A 16,784-nucleotide genomic window follows, 5' to 3' on the forward strand; every position below is an offset into this window, starting at 1 on the left:
TGCCTGGACTGCCCCCGAGTCGATCGGCCGCGAGGAGCTCCTGCGCCGGGTAGCCGGCGCCGACGCCGTCGTGAGCCTGCTGACCGAACGCATCGACGGCGAGCTGCTCGACGCCGCCGGACCGCAGCTCAAGGTCGTCGCGAACGTCGCAGTCGGCTATGACAACATCGACGTGCCAGCCTGCACCCAACGCGGCGTCGTCGCCACCAACACGCCAGGTGTGCTCACCGACGCCACCGCCGACATTGCGATGGGCCTCGTCCTCATGGCGACCCGCCGGCTCGGCGAGGGGGAACGGCTCATCCGCTCGGGCCAAGCCTGGAAGTGGGGCATGTTCTTCCTGCTCGGCAGCAGCCTGCAGGGCAAGACCCTCGGCGTCGTCGGCATGGGCGGCATCGGGCAGGCGACCGCGCGCCGGGCCAAGGCCTTCGGCATGCAAATCGTCTACCAATCGCGCAGCGAGCTCGATCCGGGCATCGCGGCGGAACTGGGCGCCCGGCGGCTCGATCTCGACGAACTGCTCGCAGTCTCCGACGTCGTCTCGCTGCACTGACCCTATGGGCCCGCCACGCATCACCTCATCGGCGCCGAGCAGCTCACGGCGATGAAGAGCTCGGCGTACCTCGTCAACACTGCGCGCGGACCGATCGTCGACGAAGCGGCGCTCGCATCCGCTCTTCGCGAGGGACGAATCGCGGGGGCGGGACTCGACGTCTACGAGCACGAGCCTCGAGTGCACCCCGAGTTGCTCGAGCTCGAGAATGTGGTGCTCCTGCCGCATCTGGGCTCCGCCACGGTGGAGACACGCACCGCGATGGCGATGCTCGCCGCCGAGAACGCGCTCGCCGTGCTCAACGGCGAGCGACCGCCGACACCCATCAATTAGGGGAAGGATCTCGTGGCCGGGAACCGTAGTGCTCGGCCAGCCTCGCGAGCCCCTCGTCGAGCGAGACGGCGGGGGTCCAGTCGAGGAGCTCACGGGTCTCGCGCTGGTCGAACCAGTGGGCGGTCGAGAGCTGCTCGGCAAGGAACCTGGTCATGGGCGGCTCCTCCTTCCGCCCGGCCCAGGTCCAGAGCTTTTCCACCACGGCACCAGCGGCCCGCGCCACCCTGCCGGGGACCGACCACGACGGCGCGGGGGCGCCCCCTGCGGCACAGATGCCTGCCAGCAGCTCGCCTACCGGGCGGGGCTCTCCGTTGCTCACGACGAGAGCCCTGCCGTGGACATGCTCCATGCGGTGCAGCGCGGCGACGATGGCCGAGGCTGCGTTGTCCACGTAGGTCGTGTCGATGAGAGCTGCACCCGAGTCGAGCAGGGGCAGACGACGGCGCCGGGCACGCTCCAGGACGCGTTCCACGAGCTGCGTGTCGCCTGGGCCCCAGACGATGTGCGGGCGCACCGCGGCGACGCGGAATTCCGGAGCGTCCGCCGCCAGGGCCAGCAGCTCCGCCTCGGCCTTGGTGCGGGAGTAGTCGCCATGTGCGTGCTGGGGGTCTGCCGGCTCGGCGCCGAGGCCCGCGATGGCGGCGCCGGAGTTCGCCACGGACGGGGAGGAGACGAACACGAAGTCCCGCACTCCGGCCGCGCGGGCGGAGCGGAGAAGACGTCGGGTCCCTTCGACGTTCACCTCGTCGAACTCGGCGGCATGGCCCGTGAAGGAAACCTTCGCCGCCAAATGGATGATTCCTTCTGCCCCCTGGACCGCCGCCGAGACCGCTTCATCATCGGTGACGGACCCGCAGAAGTCAGCAGCGCCGTCGACCCTTGATGGACGGCGCTGGAACGTGGTCACGGCGTGGCCCTGGCTGACCAGGAGCCGCGCCACTTCCCGCCCGAGCAACCCGCTCGCACCGGTGACGAGAACCCTCATGGCTCTCCCTGGCGGCCACCGGCCAGGACTCGGGAAGCCCAGCGGGAAAGGCGAGTCCTGTCGATCTTGGCGTTGTGCCGGATGTCCGTGGGCAGCGCGGGAACCACGAGCACAGCGGAGACCTTGACGCCAGCCTCGAGGGCGGCCGAGCGGACGCGCGCGGCAAGCTGGCGGTCAGCGGGGCCGGCCTTGCGGGCGGGAGGCACGGTCTCGACGACGGCGACAATGGCCTGCGTTCCTGCCAGTCCGACTCCCGCAATAGCGGCCAGCCGGATGCCGTCCAGGCGTTCTATAGCCTGTTCGGGGCCCACGGGCGTCACGACGGCGCCGGGCGCAGTCACGACGTGGGCGAGACGTCCCTCCACCCACAGCCGCCCCGCGGCGTCGAAGTGCCCCACGTCGCCCGTGCGATGCCAGCCGGGCAGGCTGCTGCTCTCCCGCTGGGTGGCCCAGAGCCTGTCGTAGGCTTCCTTGACGTGCGCGGCGCTCACCAGAATCTCGCCGGTCACGCCGGCCTCCGTCACGGGGTGGGGACCGGGAGCGGTTCCGTCCGCGGCCAGCGGGACGACGGCGATGCGGGCGCCGTGCACTGCCCTCCCCACGCACACGCCATTGCCTGCTCCCGCCACGCTGCCAGCAGTGGCTTCGGCGTCGGCCGCCTGGATTTCTTCGAGGCTGATGTCGGTGACCGGCAATGCCTCAGTCATGCCGTAGGGGGTGTGCAGCGAGGCCCGCGGCAGCAGCCGCTGCACCTCCGCCAGAAGCGGTTCGGGGACGGGCGCCCCCGCAGACAGCAGCACGGCGACACGCTCGAGAGCTCTATGCCCAGCCCCATCCAGGCCATCCCGCGTGGCAAGGACGTTCCGCAACGCCGCAGGCGAGGCGAAGACTACGGTGGCGTCGATCGCCGCAGCGGCGTCCGCGAGGGAGCGGGCCGTCAAGGTGCGGGGCGCTGTGACGTCCATGGCGGGCGTCACCGAAACTGCTCCCAGAGCGGGGCCCAGCAGGGCGAACGGGGCGAAGCCCGCGACCAGCCGCGAACCGGGGCCGATCCCGAACGTCTTGGCCACCGTGTCCCGCATGGCGCCCAGCTGCTGATGGGTATAGAGCACGCCCTTGGCAGGACCGGTGGAGCCTGAGGTGAAGAGGACGGCAGCCGGGGCCGTCGGGTCCACGCTCGGCATCGGGCGGCCTGGATCGAGTTCAGCACCGGACCGGGCCAACGCCGCGAGGGAGGTTTCGACGCCGAGGAATCGGCCGACGGCGGGCGGGAGGTCCCGCACACTGATGCGCCGTCCGGGCCAGCCGAGCACCCGGGCGGCTGCCAGCGCTTTGTCGATCCCTATGAGGAAATCGGGCGTCGCCCCCTTTACGGCGCGGCTCAAGCCCTTGGTTCCCAATCCGGCGTCGGCCACTACCACCACCGCACCCAGCCTCAGGCAGGCGTAAAGGGCTACGGTCAGGTCCACCCCGGGCGGAACCATGAGGCTCACCCGGCTGCCGCTCCGCACCCCGGTTTCCCGCAGCCCCGCAGCGAGGTCCAGGATGTTCCGCTCCAGCTGCTTCCAGCTCAGCGAGCGGGCCGGCGTGCCCTCCGGCGCCATTTCGGTGATGGCGGTCTCGTCCGCGGACGGCCCTGCTGCCTGCTCAGTGAGCAGCTCCCAAAGCGCCCGGAATCCCTCCGGCTCCGACTCAGCCTGCTCGTTCGCCAGCTGGCGATCGGTCGGTGCGGCCTCCGTCGTCGGAAAATCGCCTCCGGGGTGACCGCCCTGCATGGCCAGCCACTCGAAGAGGGGTGTGGCAATGTCTCGGTCTTCGGCGACGAGGTGCCCCGCGCCTTCGAAGCGATGCACTTCGGCGTGAGGAAGGCGGTCGATGAGGTCTTTGAGGTACCGGTCCGAGAAGATGGGATCGCGTGGACCCCAGAGCATCAGGGCCGGAACCTTCAGCCCGCGCACCCCTTCCGCAACGCCGTTGAGGGTCGGGAAGCTGGGGTGGGAAGCATCCACCGGAATGTCGGCAACAAAGTTTCCCACGCCGGCCCTCCGGGCGGCTCCCCGGTAGGGGGCCATGTAGGCCCTTCGGACCTCGGGAGCCAGCGGCGGGCTCGCCAAGGCGTGGGTCACCCGAAGAAAGGCGTCCGACGTCGTCGTGCCCCACCGGTGCACGGCAGGGTGCAGGGCGAGCTGCAGCGCAGGTGGGATCCTCGAACCGGAGGGCTGGTGGACGGCGGTGTTGGTGAGTACCACACCAACGAGGTGCTGCGGGTGCGCCAATGCCCAGCCCAGGCTCACCACCCCGCCCCAGTCGTGGCCCACCGTGACGACGGGCCCCTGCAGGTCCAAGGCGTCCGTAAGGTCGCCCAGGTCGTTGATCCGGTCCTCCAAGCGCCGGAACGTGCCGGTGCGTTCTGAATAGCCCATGTCCAGCTGGTCCACCGCCACGACGCGCCACGGATGGGCCGGGTCGGATCCCGCGGCCAGCAGCGTTCGCCATAGGTAGGACCAGGTTGGGTTGCCGTGGACGCACAGGAGGGTGCCCCTTGCCGCTAGACCACGGCGGGAGAGTTGTGCAGCGTTGTCCAGCAAATGCCAGCGGCGCTCAGTGCCTGGCGCATCGACGGCGGACGTCGACTTTACGAAGATTGTCCGGGACCACTCGGGATCGAGCCCGGGACGGTTGCTGCCTACCAAACGATTTCCACCATGCCGGTGTTCAGCCCCGAGCCGACGCCCATGCACAGGACCCTGTCCCCCGAGGTGAGTGACTGCGCCTCGGCTGCAAGCGTCATGGGGAGCGAGGCAGGGCCCACGTTGCCCCAGTACGGGAAGGTGATCGGAACCCTGTCCGGGTTCAGCTCAATTGCCTTGATGATCGCTTGCGTGTGGGCGTTGCTGACCTGATGCGTGACATAGCGGTCCATGGCCGCCCAGTCCCACTCCGGCTGGGCTTCGCGCCAAGCCTCGACGACGAGCTGAAGGCCCCCGTCGAGCAGGCCCTTCGCATCGGTGCTCATGCCGTCGACGCCTCCCACGCACAGTTCGTGATGTTCGGTGCCAGCACGCATCACGCCTCCGACGAGCCGGTGCCCTCCGGGGTGCGCGTCCGCCGGGCCCAGGACCGCTGCGGCAGCCCCAGATCCGAGGGTGAGAGTGGCGAACTCCCGGTTGAAGTCCTCACGCGTGGTCTCAGGCCGCTGCAATCGGGCCAGAGTGGTCTCCTGGACGGCCTGGGAGTCCTCACCGTTGACGATCACGGCGTACTTGATCTGGCCGGAGTCGATCATGTTGGCAGCCAGGATCATGCCGTTCACGAATCCAAGGCACGCATTGGCCAGATCGAAGTTCATGGCCGAGGACGTCAGGCCCAGGCGGTGATGGATCTTCACCGCGACGGACGGCTCGAGATTGCGCCGCGTGACAGAGGTGTTGATCAGCAGGCCGACTTCGGTCGCTTCAACGCCAGCCTCGGCCAAGGCCTTCGCACCGGCCTCGATCGCGGCATCATCGAACGAGGTGCCGGGGGCCCACCAGCGGCGGTGCGTGATTCCGGCGACGCGCTCCAGCAGTCTGGGAGGGAACTTCAGCCGTCGAAGGGTCGGTGCCAGCCTGTCGTCGAAATGCGTGGAACTCACGATCCTCGGAGCTTCGACGCTGCTCACCGAAAGCAGCGCAGTGTTGGTATGCCGGAAGGTCGCATTCCCTGCCAAGTCAAGCCCCTGTTCGTTTCCGTGCTGCATTCATGCCGTGACTGTACCCAGAGAGGCACCAACCCAAGACAGAAGCGCAAACCCAAGAGCTTAACTATGCCCCTCCGAGGCGGTAGTTGGATATTTCACGGCCGGAAGCGCCGCGACGTGAACGCGGGAGATGCTAGGGGAAAGGGTTAGGCGTACAGCTCGGCCAGCCATTCGGTGAACGCCGACGTGTTCGCCTCGGCGCGGGCTGCGCGCTCGTCCGCTGAGGCCGTATCAAGCGAGAAGTCGTGAACCGTGAGGCCCACGCGGTCCCCGAATGCGTTGCGGCCGAAGACCCGAATCATCGCATCCGGCGTCCGGAGCCCAAGGAAGTTCTCATTGCGGAAGTCCACGGTCGTCTCGACGAGGGTCGGCGCCAACGCACCGAGACCTGGGAGTTCAAGATCGCGCTTCTCGCCTTCGATCGCGCCGTCGAGGCCGAGCTCGGCAACGAACCGCTTGAATGCGTCTGGCTCCGCGGCCGCGTCAGGGCCGCGGACGTCGCTGAATGCCACCGCACGGCCGAAGAAGTGCTCGAGATACTGCCCCAGAGTGTGGTGGTAGAAAACGGTGTGCTTGGACGCGCCGTCGTACTGCTGCTCCCAGTTATCGGTCATGACGCCGGAGTGGACATAATGCAGCTCGGCACCGTCCGGCCCCGGCGTGATGACATGCTCGAGCTGGTTGTACCAGCCGTTGGGACCCTCCATTCGGGAAACGAGATGGGTCGGGTACTCGTCGACCGTCCGGACAGCCGGCCACTGGTCGGTCGGGAACATCCAGGCCGCGGTGTCGTCGGTGACGGCTTTCCAGATCTGCTCGGGGGTGGCCCGGAGGACACCGTCGTGGACGATCGTGAATTCGTGGTTCATGGCTGAATCTCCTGGCTTTCTGATGCTTCAAGGGACGCGCCCTGTTCGGAGCGGGAATCCTTCTTCAGGCTGGGGTGGAGGGCGACGATGACTCGATGCGGCCGGCCGCCCGGCGCATCCGCGTTGTGGTACTTGGTGGCGAGCCGCGCGACGTCGGCCGCCAGTTCCTCGGCGAAAGCCGCGCGGGACGCCGCAGAGGCAAAGGTGATTTCACCGTCCACCGCGAACGTCGCAAGCTGCTGCTTCGCTGCGGTTGCCCCGACAATGAGGCGGCCTACCTCGTGGACCATGCGCGAGGCGAGCGCGAGCAGCCAATAGGCGCTGAAGCGGTCACGGTAGCGCGTGGGGTCCGGCTCGACAGCGGCGAGCGCCGCCGGCGAGATGACGTATGAGGCCGCTGCTGCTTGGAGGACGCGCTCCATGACGTTTCCCTTGCGGCGCTCCTCGACCAGCTCGATGAGGCCGTGCTCCTCGAGGGCCCGCAGGTGGTAGTTGATCTTCTGCCTCGGCAGGCCCACCTTCCCCGCGAGTCCGGCGGCCGAGGAGGGCGTTACGAGTTCCCGAAGGAGCCTCGCCCTGAGCGGGTCGAGGCTGGCCGCCGCTGCGGCGGGATCCTCGATCACGACTACGTCTTGCATGCCTTAAGTGTCGCTACCGACAAACTTATTTGTCAAGGACGAGTCTGCTTTCGGTGCGTTCCGTCCCACTTCTGGGCCAGCTAGGCGCGTGGCAGCGGCCGCCGCGCCGCGTGGCCGACTGATTGGGAAAACACAAGTGGGCGGGAGCGGGGCTACTGCTCCTCGAGGGTCTGCTTGAGCTCCCGATACTGCTCGGGCGTGATCTCGCCGCTCACGAGACGCTCGTCGAGGATCCGCCGCGCTCGGCTCCTGCCGGGAGGCGAAGGAATTGGCGGGACTGGGGCTGTAGGACCCGGAGCGCCCTGCTCGGGGCCCGGGTACTGTCGCGAGGGGTTCCCCGCGCTCTGCTCGGGGTCCGGGTACTGTCGCGAGGGGTTCCCCGCTCCCCGCTCAGGTCCCGGGTACTGTCCGGGAGGGTGGCCGGGCAGAGGCGGCACCGCCCCGGGCGGGATGCTCCCCTGGCCGTGCCACGGCTCATGCATGAACAGCCGCACGGCGATCACCACGAGCAGGGCAATGACAATCAGGAGCAGGATCGCGACGAACAGACCGCCGCCCATCCCTACTCCGCCCCAAGGAAGCATCGAAACCTCCAGGCTCGAACGAACCACGTCGCGGGGCGTCCGCCAGCGCCGGAACGGGCTGTCGTGACGTCGAAGCGTCGTGATGCCAGCGTAAGACCGTCGGCCCTAAGTCCCTAGTCCCCAGCTCTTGACAGGTACACAATGAGGCAACTGGGCCCGAAGACGGGATCAGCTTCGGGCGGACGGAGGAACGCCGTGGAACGGGATGCAGCACGGGGAATGCAGGGCCCGGGGCCCTCGGCAAGGCTGCGGGTCTTCATCCTCGACGACCACGAACTCGTGCGCCGTGGCCTGCAGGAACTGCTCGAGGACGAGGGATTCGAGGTCATAGGAACGTCGGGGAGCGCGGCCGAAGCAGCCCGGCGAATCCCTGCGCTCCACCCGGACGTCTCGGTTCTCGACGTGCGGCTTCCCGATGGTACGGGCATCGAGGTGTGCCGGGACGTGCATGCCGTCGACCCGTCGCTCCCCTGCGTGATGCTCACAAGCTACGACGACGACCAGTCGCTTCGCGGCGCGATCCTCGCCGGGGCGAGCGGGTACGTGCTCAAGGAGATTCGGGGGACGGAGCTCGTCTCCGCTCTCCGCCGTGCAGCCGCCGGCCAGTCCCTCTTCAGCCCCGAAGCCCGCGCGAAGGTCCTCGACAAGCTTTCGCCCATGCACAAGATGGACCCTCGGCTGGCCCTCCTCAGCCCTCAGGAGCGGCGCGTCCTGGAGCTGATCGGCCAAGGCCTGACGAACCGTGAGATTGGAAACGAACTGTTCCTTGCCGAAAAGACGGTGAAGAACTACGTCTCCTCACTTCTCGCAAAGCTCGGCTTCGAGCGGCGGACGCAGGCCGCACTGTTCATCGCGCGGAACCACCCCGCCGCGCACTAGTTGAAAGAGATTCGCCGCTTGAGAGTGCTGGCCCTCAGCCTCGCTTGACCTCGATCTTGTTCGATAGCCGCGCCGGCTTCTGCTCCGGGATTGGGACGCGGATCTCGAGCACTCCGTCGGTGTAGGTCGCGGTGATGTCGTCCGCGGAGGCGCCTTCGGGAAGGGCGAGCGTCCGGGTGAAGGAACCGTAGCGGAATTCTGTCCGGTAACCGCCCTTCTCCTTCTCCTCCTGCCGTTCCTCGCGATGGGCCGCGATGCGGAGCTGCCCTTCCGAGACGCTGACGTCCACATCCGTCTCGGGATCGATCCCGGGGAGCTCGGCCCGCACGACGAGCTTTCCGTCGTCGACCAATTCCTCGACCCTGATCTCCGCCGAAGCGACGGCATCGCCTTCGAACAGTCGCTGGAACAGGTCAAACGGCGACCGCCGGGAATCGAACCACCTGGTCAGATCTGACATGACGGCATTACCTCTTTCCCTCACTGTTGGAGCCGCCCTCTCGGACACGGGCACTTGACCCGTTCCACAACAGCTTGGGCGAGAGCGGGGGCAATGTTAAGAGGCCAAGTGCCCTAGGAAAGCGCCGTCCGGAATTTGCGCCTCACCGCCGAGTCCACGAGCCCTCACCCCGTGTTCCGGAGCCCCGCAGCGACGCCATTGATCGTGATGAGGAGCGCACGCTGGAGCCGCTCGTCAATTTCCCGTTCCCCCGGCTGCCCAGCCTCGGGGGCGCTCTCCCGGATGCGCCGCAGGAGCTCGACCTGGAGGTAGCTGATGGGGTCGAGGTACTGGTCGCGGATTTCGAGCGTCCGCTTGAGGGTCGGCGTCGCCTCGAGGAGGTCCCGCTCACCCGTCAGGCGCTCGACCTCGACGACGGTCAGCTCGTACTCGGCCCGGATGTCCTCGAAGATGTGGTGCAGCTCCTTGGGTACGAGCGAGGAGACGTAATGCGAAGCGATCTCGAGATCCGTCTTCGCGAGCGTCATCTCGACGTTGGAGATGACCGATTGGAAGAACGGCCAGCGCTCCTGGAGCTCCCGCAGCTCCGCGTCCTTCCCCGCTTCCCGCGCCGCTCGTAGCCCGGAGCCGACGCCGAACCAGCCCGGGATGATCTGCCGCGACTGGGTCCAGCCGAACACCCACGGGATGGCCCGCAGCCCCTCGAGCCCCGCCCCAGAGTCCGGGCGCTTCGACGGGCGCGAACCGATGTTCAGCTGCCCGAGCTGCTCCACGGGAGTCGATGTCACGAAGTACGCCGGCAGGTCCGGATCATCGATGAGCTTGCGGTAGCGCTCGAACGCCGCGTCCGAGATGAGGTCCATGAGCTCGCCGTAGCGCTCACGCTCGTCGTTGGTGGTGCGGGGGGCGCGGTGCAGGGCCGAGGCGCGCATGACGGCGGCAAGGGAGAGTTCGAGGTTCTCCCGCGCGAGCTCGGGCAGCGAGTACTTGTCGCTGATGACCTCGCCCTGCTCCGTGAACTTGATCTCGCCCTCGAGGACGCCGTTGGGCTGGGCCATGATCGCGTCATAAGTCGGGCCGCCACCGCGGCCTACCGAGCCGCCGCGGCCGTGGAAGAGGCGGAGCCGGACGCCGTGCCGCGCTGCGACGTCGCGCAGCTTGCGCTGCGTCTTGTGGATCTCCCACTGGCTCGTGAGGACGCCCGATTCCTTGTTGGAGTCGGAGTAGCCGAGCATGACCTCCTGCACGTCGCCGCGGAGGCGGACGATCTCGCGGTACGCCGGCTCGGAGAGGAGCTGGTCGATGATCTCGGCGGACGCGCGGAGCTCGTCGACGGTCTCGAGCAGGGGCGCGAAGCCGACGTGTGCGTATGGCGCCTCGCCGAACAGCCGAACGAGGCCGGCCTCGCGGGCGAGCAGCGCAGGTGCGAGGACGTCGTCGGCGCCGCGAGTCATGGACACGATGTACGTCTCGATGACATCTGGACCGTAGACGCGGCGGGCCTGGCGGATGACGCGCATCGTCTCGTACACGCGCGCCGCATGGCCGGGGAGCTCGACGGGATGGCCGGACAGAGGACGGCGGCTGCCGAGCTCGAGCGCGAGGACGCGCCTGCGCTCGTTGCGCGGGAGGTCGAGGTAGGGCCGCGAGAGCTCGCCGAGCGGATCGAGGAGCAGGCCGACTGCCTCGTGGTGGTAGTCCGCGTGCTCTCGGATGTCGACCGTCGCAAGGTGCAGCCCGAACGAGGCGACGACGCGGCGCACGGTGGCCAGCGCGCCGTCGGCCACCAGCTGTGCCGCGTGCTCGCGGAGGGAACGGTCCAGCACGGCGAGGTCCTCGGCGAGCTGCGAGGTCGCGGCGTAGTCGCGGCCCGGCTCGTGGGGAGTGGCCGCGGAGATGCGACGGCCCGTGTTGAGGAGCTTCGCCTTGATGCATGTGAGCTTGAGACGGTAAGGCTCCTGCGCGTTGAGCTCAAGCACGCGCTTGTCGAGCCCGGGCAGCTTGGCGAGGTCGGCGTCGATCGATTCGAGCAGCTCGGGCTCGACGCCGGCGATCGCCGCCGAGTTGGAGAGCACGCTGATGAGCTCGTCGATGAGCTGGACGGCGATGCGGACCGCCTGCTGGCTTTGAAGCGCGAGGATCTCCCGCGTCACCTCGGGGGTCACGTTGGGGTTGCCGTCCCGGTCACCGCCGATCCATGAGCCGAACCGCAGCGGCGACGAGGTCGAGGGCAGGGTCGCACCGTGCTCGGCGAGGAGGCCTGAGAGCTCGTCGAGCACCTCGGGAAGGGGTCCGCCGAGGATCTGGCCGAGGTAGTAGACGGCGTTGCGTGCCTCGTCGAGGGGCGTGGGGCGCACCTGCCGCAGCTCGTCCGTCTGCCACATCTGGTCGATGATCTCGGCGAGGTGGCGATCCTGACGACGCCGGAGCTCGGTTCCCTCGGTCGAGGGCACCGAGAGGACCTTCGAGACGGCGCGCAGCTTGTCGAGCACGGACCGCCGCGAGGCCTCGGTGGGGTGCGCCGTGAAGACGGGGCGGACATCGAGCGACGCCGCGACCTCCCGGAGGACCTCCGGGCCCGCCTGCTCCGCGATGTCCCGCACTGCAGTCGCAAGCCACCCGGAGTTCTCGGGGCGCGACTCGAGCTCGCGCACGCGGTGCAGCTGCTCTGCCGCGTTTGAAAGGTGGAAGTAGAACGCGAAGGCGCGCACGAGCTCGGTCGCCTCGTCGATCGGCAGGGAGGCGAGGAGCTCGCGGACCTGGGCTGCGACGTCGGCCGCGTTCCACGGGCCGAGCGCGCCCGCGCCGCCGCGTGCCGCCTCCTTGGACTCCTTCGTGAGGAGCCGGACCTCTTCAACCAGGCGCAGGAGCTCCGGGCCGTGCTGCCGGACGAGCGAGGCGCCCAGCAGCGTCGAGACCCGCCGGACGTCGGCGCGCAGCTCCGCAGCTGGGCCGGTGGGGCCAGCGGCCGCCTCGGACCCGGAGGTCAGGTCCTGCTCGCTAGGGGAAGACGGCATGCGGGCACTCCTAAAGGATCGGGGCTCGTACGCAACGCCGGATACCTTGAGCCGGAGGACTTTCTCAGCGCCCGAGAATACAGCAGGCGGCCGCAGGGCCGCCGCTGGCGTCCGCATGGTGGTTGCCCGATCTTCCCCCGCTACCCTTAAACGGTGATGAAATCCCCCCTCCCCGTGCGCGACGGCGTCAACGCGACGCGCCTTCGCCTGCCCACGGAGGGGCCCTGGGACACCGCGCTGGACTACATGCTGCACCGCTGGGGGCACATCGATCCGGAGGGAATCCTCCAGAGGTTCGACGACGGCGAGATCGTCGGGGCGGACGGCGCACCCCTGCATCGGGCCACCCCGCTCGAGGAGTACACCTTCATCTGGTATTACCGGACGCTGCCGAGCGAGGAGCGGCTCCCGGTCGAGCTCTCGGTCCTGCACCAGGACGAGCACATTGTGGTGGTGGACAAGCCGCACTTCCTCCCCACGACGCCTGGCGGAACCTACATCCAGGAGTCCGCGCTCGTCCGGCTCCGCAACAAGCTCGGACTCCCGGATCTCGTACCCATGCACCGGCTCGACCGCATGACAGCCGGCGTGCTCCTCTTCGCGGTCAACCCGGAGACGCGGGGGCGATATCAGGTGCTCTTCGAGCGGCGCAAGGTGCAGAAGGAGTATGAGTGCGTCTCACGGGTCGGTGACGAGGAGCAATTCCTCGAGCAGTTCGCGGAGCCCGTCACGGTGCGAAACCGGATGGTGAAATCGCGGAATTACCTGCTCGCGAGTGTCGTCGAGGGCGAGCCCAACACCGAGACCCGCATCAGCCTCCTCCGGCTGGACCGTTCGTCCGGCCATCCACGGGCGCTGTTCCGCCTCGAGCCGCACACAGGAAAGACCCATCAGCTTCGCGTTCACATGGCGGGCCTCGGTGCAGGAATCATGCACGATCCCTTCTACCCAGTGCTCCTCGACAAGGCGCCCGACGACTTCAGCCGCCCTCTCCAACTCCTCGCCCGCGCCGTCCGCTTCCGCGACCCGATCACCCATCGCGAGACCGAATTCCGGAGCCGACTCGAACTGCAGGAAGCTCCTCCTGCCGAACTTGACTAGAACAGTCACGGACTCCACAGGGAAGTAACTATCGGTTTCCTTCAGCGGATCTAAAGCCATTGGCTCATTTCCACTTCTAGGCGACACTGGTCCCATGAAGATCGACATCGTCACCGGCGACATCACGACCCGGCCCGTCGACGCGATTGTGAACGCCGCGAACAGCTCACTCCTCGGGGGCGGCGGCGTGGACGGCGCCATCCACCTCGCCGCGGGTCCCGAGCTTCTCGAGGCCTGCCAGGAACTGCGCCGCAGGGACTACCGCGACGGCCTCCCCGTCGGGCACGCGGTTGCGACCCCAGGCTTCCGCCTCCCTGCCCGATGGGTGATCCACACCGTCGGCCCGAACTGGCACGCGGGCCAGCGCGACCCCGACCTCCTCCGTTCCGCCTTCTTCGAAAGCCTCATCCTCGCCGACAGCCTCGGCGCGGCCTCCGTCGCCTTCCCCGCGATCTCGGCGGGGATCTACGGGTGGGACCCGCGCGTCGTCGCCCGTACCGCCGTTGACGCGGTCCGGGAGGCCGACACCCAGAAGGTGGAGCTCGTCGAGTTCGTCCTCTTCAGCGAGGACATGGCCGACGTCTTCGTCGCGGCCGCCTGAAGCTAGACCGGCACCCATTTCCCCCGCCGCTGACGCAGGACCCGCAGCCGGCCCGTCGTCGCGACCTCGTCCACGGCCTCGTGCATCGCGAGAGCCGACGCCCACGCCGCGGCGGTCTCGTCGTCGTCGGACGCCGCCTCGACCAAGAAGCGCAAGGTGATCTGGGGGACGCCGCGAACGACGTCGAGCTGGCTCGCCTCGACCAGATGCCGCGACCCGAGCGCCTCCTGCGCCGCCTCCATGACCCGCTCGGGAGGGTGGCCGGGGCGGAGGCCTGTGATCTGGAGGACAGCGCGATAGCTTGGCATCCCGCCCAACGTATCCTGAGTCGGTGACCCTCCAGAATTCCTTGCTGGGTTTCGCCGCGCTCGCTGCGCTCATCACGGTGATTCCCGGTACCGACACCGCCCTCGTTCTCCGCTACACCCTCAGCCAGGGGCGCCGCCACGCGTACACGGCCGCGCTCGGGATGATCTCGGGGGCCTTCGTGTGGGGCGTCGCCGCGGCGACCGGCATCTCGGCGCTACTGACGGTTTCCACCGTCGCCTACGACGTCCTTCGGCTGGCCGGCGCCTTCTACATGGTGTGGCTCGCTATCGGCCTCTGGCGCGCCTCGTTCAGACGGCCGACGCCGGGCACGGCGGACGACGGCGACGGGTCACCCCTCGCGGCAGGTTTCCCGCGCCTGGGCTACGAGCCGCTCGGGCGCACGTGGGCCAAGGGACTCGTCTCGAACCTCCTCAACCCGAAGTACGGGATGTTCTGCATCGCGGTCATCCCCCAATTCCTCGTGCCAGGCGTTCCGGCCGTGTGGATGGGCCTCATGCTGACGGTGGTCAGCAACGTGGAGGCGGTCATCTGGTTCATCGCAATAGTCGCCGCGGCCCACTTCTTCCGGAAGTGGCTCGACGGGCCCAAGTTCCGGAAGTGGATCGATCGCGTCACCGGCACCGTGCTCGGCGCGTTCGGAGTGGTGGCGGTGCTCGAGACGCGCGTGGCGTGACGCTTACGGCCGTTCGTTGCCCGCACGAACGTCGGTTGCCCGCACGACCGTTACCCGTACGGCCGTCCGTTGCCCGCACGGCCGTCGGTTCTCCGCACGAACGTCCGTTAGGGGCATAACCGCCGGGCGTGCGGGACGGTTATGCCTTTGAGCGACGGTTGTGCTTGCGAGGGCCGGTTGTGGTTGGGAGCGACGGTTGTGCTTGCGCGGGACGGCCGTGCGAAACCCTTGCAGGGCGGGCCGAGCGGGGCGATCGTGGGTTCATGACGGACACTCTTGAGGGTTCCACCAACGAAACCGATCAACTCGCCCGCTGGCAGCGCTTCCGCGAGAACCGGAACAATGCCCTCGCCGAAGAGCACGGCTGGCTCACGCTCACGTCTCTCCAATGGCTCGCGCCCGAGCCCTCTCCGTCGAGCTCGTGCCCGGCCTCTGGTCCACCTCGGAATCCGTGGGGCTCGAGACGGCGGTCCTCACGGCCCACGCGGACGATGGCCTCGTCTTCGACGAGGAGGGCGATCCCGTGGACGGGACGTTCAGCGCGCACCTGTCCAATGAAGAGTCCCTGAACTGGGTGCGCTACGGGACGATCGTCGTCGAGCTTGCCATGCGCGGCGGCCGCTACGCGATCCGCACACGAGACTCGCAATCACCCACCCGGACCGAGTTCAGCGGCGTACCGGTCTTCGACTTCGACCCCGAGTGGGTCATCGAAGCCAAATGGGAGCCGTACCCTGAACCTCGCGAAGTACCGATCTCGACGGCGAATCCCCTCGTGGACGGCGTCCACCGCTCGGCCGGCGAGGTCGTGTTCCGGCGGAACGGGCACGAGTACCGACTCCAGGCCGAGCAGGGCAAGCTAGGCGATCTCACGATCACGTTCCACGACGAGACGAACGGCCGCACGACCGAGGACTGGCGCAAGGTCACGACCGCCCGGCCGAGGCCCGACGGCAGCGTCATCCTCGACTTCAACCGGTCCATCAACTACCCGAGCGCCTTCACGCCCTACGGGACGTGCCCGATGCCGGTGAGGGACAACTCGCTCGACCTCGCGGTCGAGGCCGGTGAGAAGGTGTTCAACGAGGGCGAGTAGCACCGGCCGACGGGTGTGGGTTACTTCGGGGCCATCCGGATCGCGCCGTCGAGCCGGATGGTCTCGCCGTTGAGCATCGCGTTGTCCACGATATGCGCCACGAGGTTCGCGTACTCTCCTGGCCGGCCCAGACGCGCGGGATGAGGCACCTGGTGCCCGAGCGACGCCTGGGCCTCCTCGGAGAGCCCGGCCATCATCGGGGTCTCGAAGATCCCTGGGGCGATCGTGACGACGCGGATGAGCGAACGCGCGAGCTCCCGAGCGATGGGGAGCGTCATGGCGTGCACTGCGCCCTTGGACGCAGAGTACGCGGGCTGCCCGATCTGGCCCTCGAAAGCGGCGACGGACGCGGTATTGACGATGACGCCACGCTCGGGGCCGCCGAGCTCGGTGCTGACCGGCTCGGCTTCCACCATCGCAGCGGCAGCAAGTCGGAGCACGTTGAACGTTCCGAACAGGTTGACCCGGACGACTCGCTCGAACTGCTCGAGCGGCAGCACGCCGTCGCGCCCGAGGACTTTGCCCGGCGTCGCGATCCCGGCGCAGTTCACGACGATGCGCAGCGGCCCGGGCCCAGAGGCCTCAGACCCGGCAAGGTCGACGGCGGCGGCAACCTGAGCCTCGTCCGTCACGTCGGCCGGGACGAAGAGCGCGGGCGGTCCCCCGCGCCGTGATGCACTGAGCTCCTCCGCGAATTCGGCGCCGCGGCTTCCCGGGAGGTCGACGACGACGACGCCGGCCCCGCCGTCGTGCAGGCGGCGCGCGGTGGCAGCGCCGAGACCGGAGGCGCCGCCCGTGACGAGAGCAGTTGCACCAGCGAGATCCATGGGTCCTCCGATTCCGAGTTTGAACAGGCGGCTGAGTTAATGCCGGCTAACCGAGCTCATCCTAACGGCTGAGGTGAGCAGCGTCACGAGGCCCTACCT

General features: G+C 68.4%; 14 protein-coding genes and 2 pseudogenes. 6 read left to right on the plus strand and 10 right to left on the minus strand.

What is annotated here, in order from left to right; genetic code table 11:
• Window positions 1–886 (plus strand): annotated as a pseudogene (locus tag LK10_RS08430) (2-hydroxyacid dehydrogenase); the annotation flags it as partial.
• Here the strand turns inward: LK10_RS08430 and LK10_RS08435 are convergent.
• From LK10_RS08435 to LK10_RS20820, 6 genes are all read right to left on the minus strand, one after another.
• Entirely contained in the window at window positions 879–1,871 is a 993-nt protein-coding gene (locus LK10_RS08435) for an NAD-dependent epimerase/dehydratase family protein (protein ID WP_043122373.1), read from the minus strand. The pseudogene LK10_RS08430 and the gene LK10_RS08435 sit on opposite strands and share 8 nt — an antisense overlap.
• The gene (locus LK10_RS08440) at window positions 1,868–4,564 is read right to left on the minus strand and encodes an alpha/beta fold hydrolase (protein ID WP_043122375.1); all 2,697 of its coding nucleotides are present in this window, start codon (window positions 4,562–4,564) and stop codon (window positions 1,868–1,870) included. Before LK10_RS08440 ends, LK10_RS08435 begins: the two co-directional genes overlap by 4 nt.
• Window positions 4,558–5,610, minus strand: a complete 1,053-nt coding sequence (locus tag LK10_RS08445; protein ID WP_043122378.1) for a 3-oxoacyl-ACP synthase III — start codon at window positions 5,608–5,610, stop codon at window positions 4,558–4,560. The genes LK10_RS08440 and LK10_RS08445 overlap by 7 nt, the downstream gene beginning before the upstream one ends.
• Before the next feature lie 146 nt (window positions 5,611–5,756).
• The gene (locus tag LK10_RS08450; RefSeq protein WP_043122383.1) at window positions 5,757–6,479 is read right to left on the minus strand and encodes an SRPBCC family protein; all 723 of its coding nucleotides are present in this window, start codon (window positions 6,477–6,479) and stop codon (window positions 5,757–5,759) included.
• Window positions 6,476–7,117 carry a winged helix-turn-helix domain-containing protein gene (locus tag LK10_RS08455; RefSeq protein ID WP_043122384.1) on the minus strand — a complete coding sequence of 214 codons (642 nt, stop codon included), beginning with the start codon at window positions 7,115–7,117 and terminating at the stop codon, window positions 6,476–6,478. The genes LK10_RS08450 and LK10_RS08455 overlap by 4 nt, the downstream gene beginning before the upstream one ends.
• 152 nt (window positions 7,118–7,269) lie before the next feature.
• The gene (locus LK10_RS20820; protein ID WP_052207112.1) at window positions 7,270–7,677 is read right to left on the minus strand and encodes an SHOCT domain-containing protein; all 408 of its coding nucleotides are present in this window, start codon (window positions 7,675–7,677) and stop codon (window positions 7,270–7,272) included.
• Window positions 7,678–7,920: 243 nt separating this feature from the next.
• Between LK10_RS20820 and LK10_RS08465 the strand changes: the two genes are divergently transcribed.
• Complete coding sequence (locus LK10_RS08465) at window positions 7,921–8,580, plus strand: response regulator (protein ID WP_043122387.1); 660 nt, start codon at window positions 7,921–7,923, stop codon at window positions 8,578–8,580.
• 34 nt (window positions 8,581–8,614) lie between these two features.
• Here the strand turns inward: LK10_RS08465 and LK10_RS08470 are convergent, their stop codons facing one another.
• Window positions 8,615–9,040 carry an Hsp20/alpha crystallin family protein gene (locus LK10_RS08470; RefSeq protein WP_043122391.1) on the minus strand — a complete coding sequence of 142 codons (426 nt, stop codon included), beginning with the start codon at window positions 9,038–9,040 and terminating at the stop codon, window positions 8,615–8,617.
• 164 nt (window positions 9,041–9,204) lie between these two features.
• Window positions 9,205–12,057 (minus strand): phosphoenolpyruvate carboxylase, encoded by a 2,853-nt coding sequence (ppc, locus tag LK10_RS08475; protein ID WP_081998388.1) that lies wholly within the window; start codon window positions 12,055–12,057, stop codon window positions 9,205–9,207.
• 156 nt (window positions 12,058–12,213) lie between these two features.
• On the opposite strand from ppc, the gene LK10_RS08480 reads away from it, so the two are divergent.
• Window positions 12,214–13,158: a pseudouridine synthase gene (locus LK10_RS08480; RefSeq protein WP_043122393.1), complete on the plus strand. Its 945-nt coding sequence runs from the start codon at window positions 12,214–12,216 to the stop codon at window positions 13,156–13,158.
• A gap of 94 nt (window positions 13,159–13,252) precedes the next feature.
• Window positions 13,253–13,759: an O-acetyl-ADP-ribose deacetylase gene (locus LK10_RS08485; protein ID WP_043122396.1), complete on the plus strand. Its 507-nt coding sequence runs from the start codon at window positions 13,253–13,255 to the stop codon at window positions 13,757–13,759.
• A 2-nt stretch (window positions 13,760–13,761) separates the two neighbouring features.
• Here the strand turns inward: LK10_RS08485 and LK10_RS08490 are convergent, their stop codons facing one another.
• A complete protein-coding gene (locus LK10_RS08490; protein ID WP_043122399.1) occupies window positions 13,762–14,067 on the minus strand; it encodes a hypothetical protein in 306 nt (101 codons plus the stop codon).
• 23 nt (window positions 14,068–14,090) lie between these two features.
• On the opposite strand from LK10_RS08490, the gene LK10_RS08495 reads away from it, so the two are divergent.
• A complete protein-coding gene (locus LK10_RS08495) occupies window positions 14,091–14,762 on the plus strand; it encodes a LysE family translocator (RefSeq protein WP_043122402.1) in 672 nt (223 codons plus the stop codon).
• Between the two features lie 263 nt (window positions 14,763–15,025).
• Window positions 15,026–15,858 (plus strand): annotated as a pseudogene (locus LK10_RS08500) (DUF1684 domain-containing protein).
• Window positions 15,859–15,878: 20 nt separating this feature from the next.
• Here the strand turns inward: LK10_RS08500 and LK10_RS08505 are convergent.
• Window positions 15,879–16,685: an SDR family NAD(P)-dependent oxidoreductase gene (locus LK10_RS08505; protein WP_043122409.1), complete on the minus strand. Its 807-nt coding sequence runs from the start codon at window positions 16,683–16,685 to the stop codon at window positions 15,879–15,881.
• Window positions 16,686–16,784 lie beyond the last annotated feature (99 nt).

Origin of the sequence: Sinomonas humi, from assembly GCF_000802235.1 — a bacterium.
Lineage (GTDB): Bacteria > Actinomycetota > Actinomycetes > Actinomycetales > Micrococcaceae > Sinomonas > Sinomonas humi.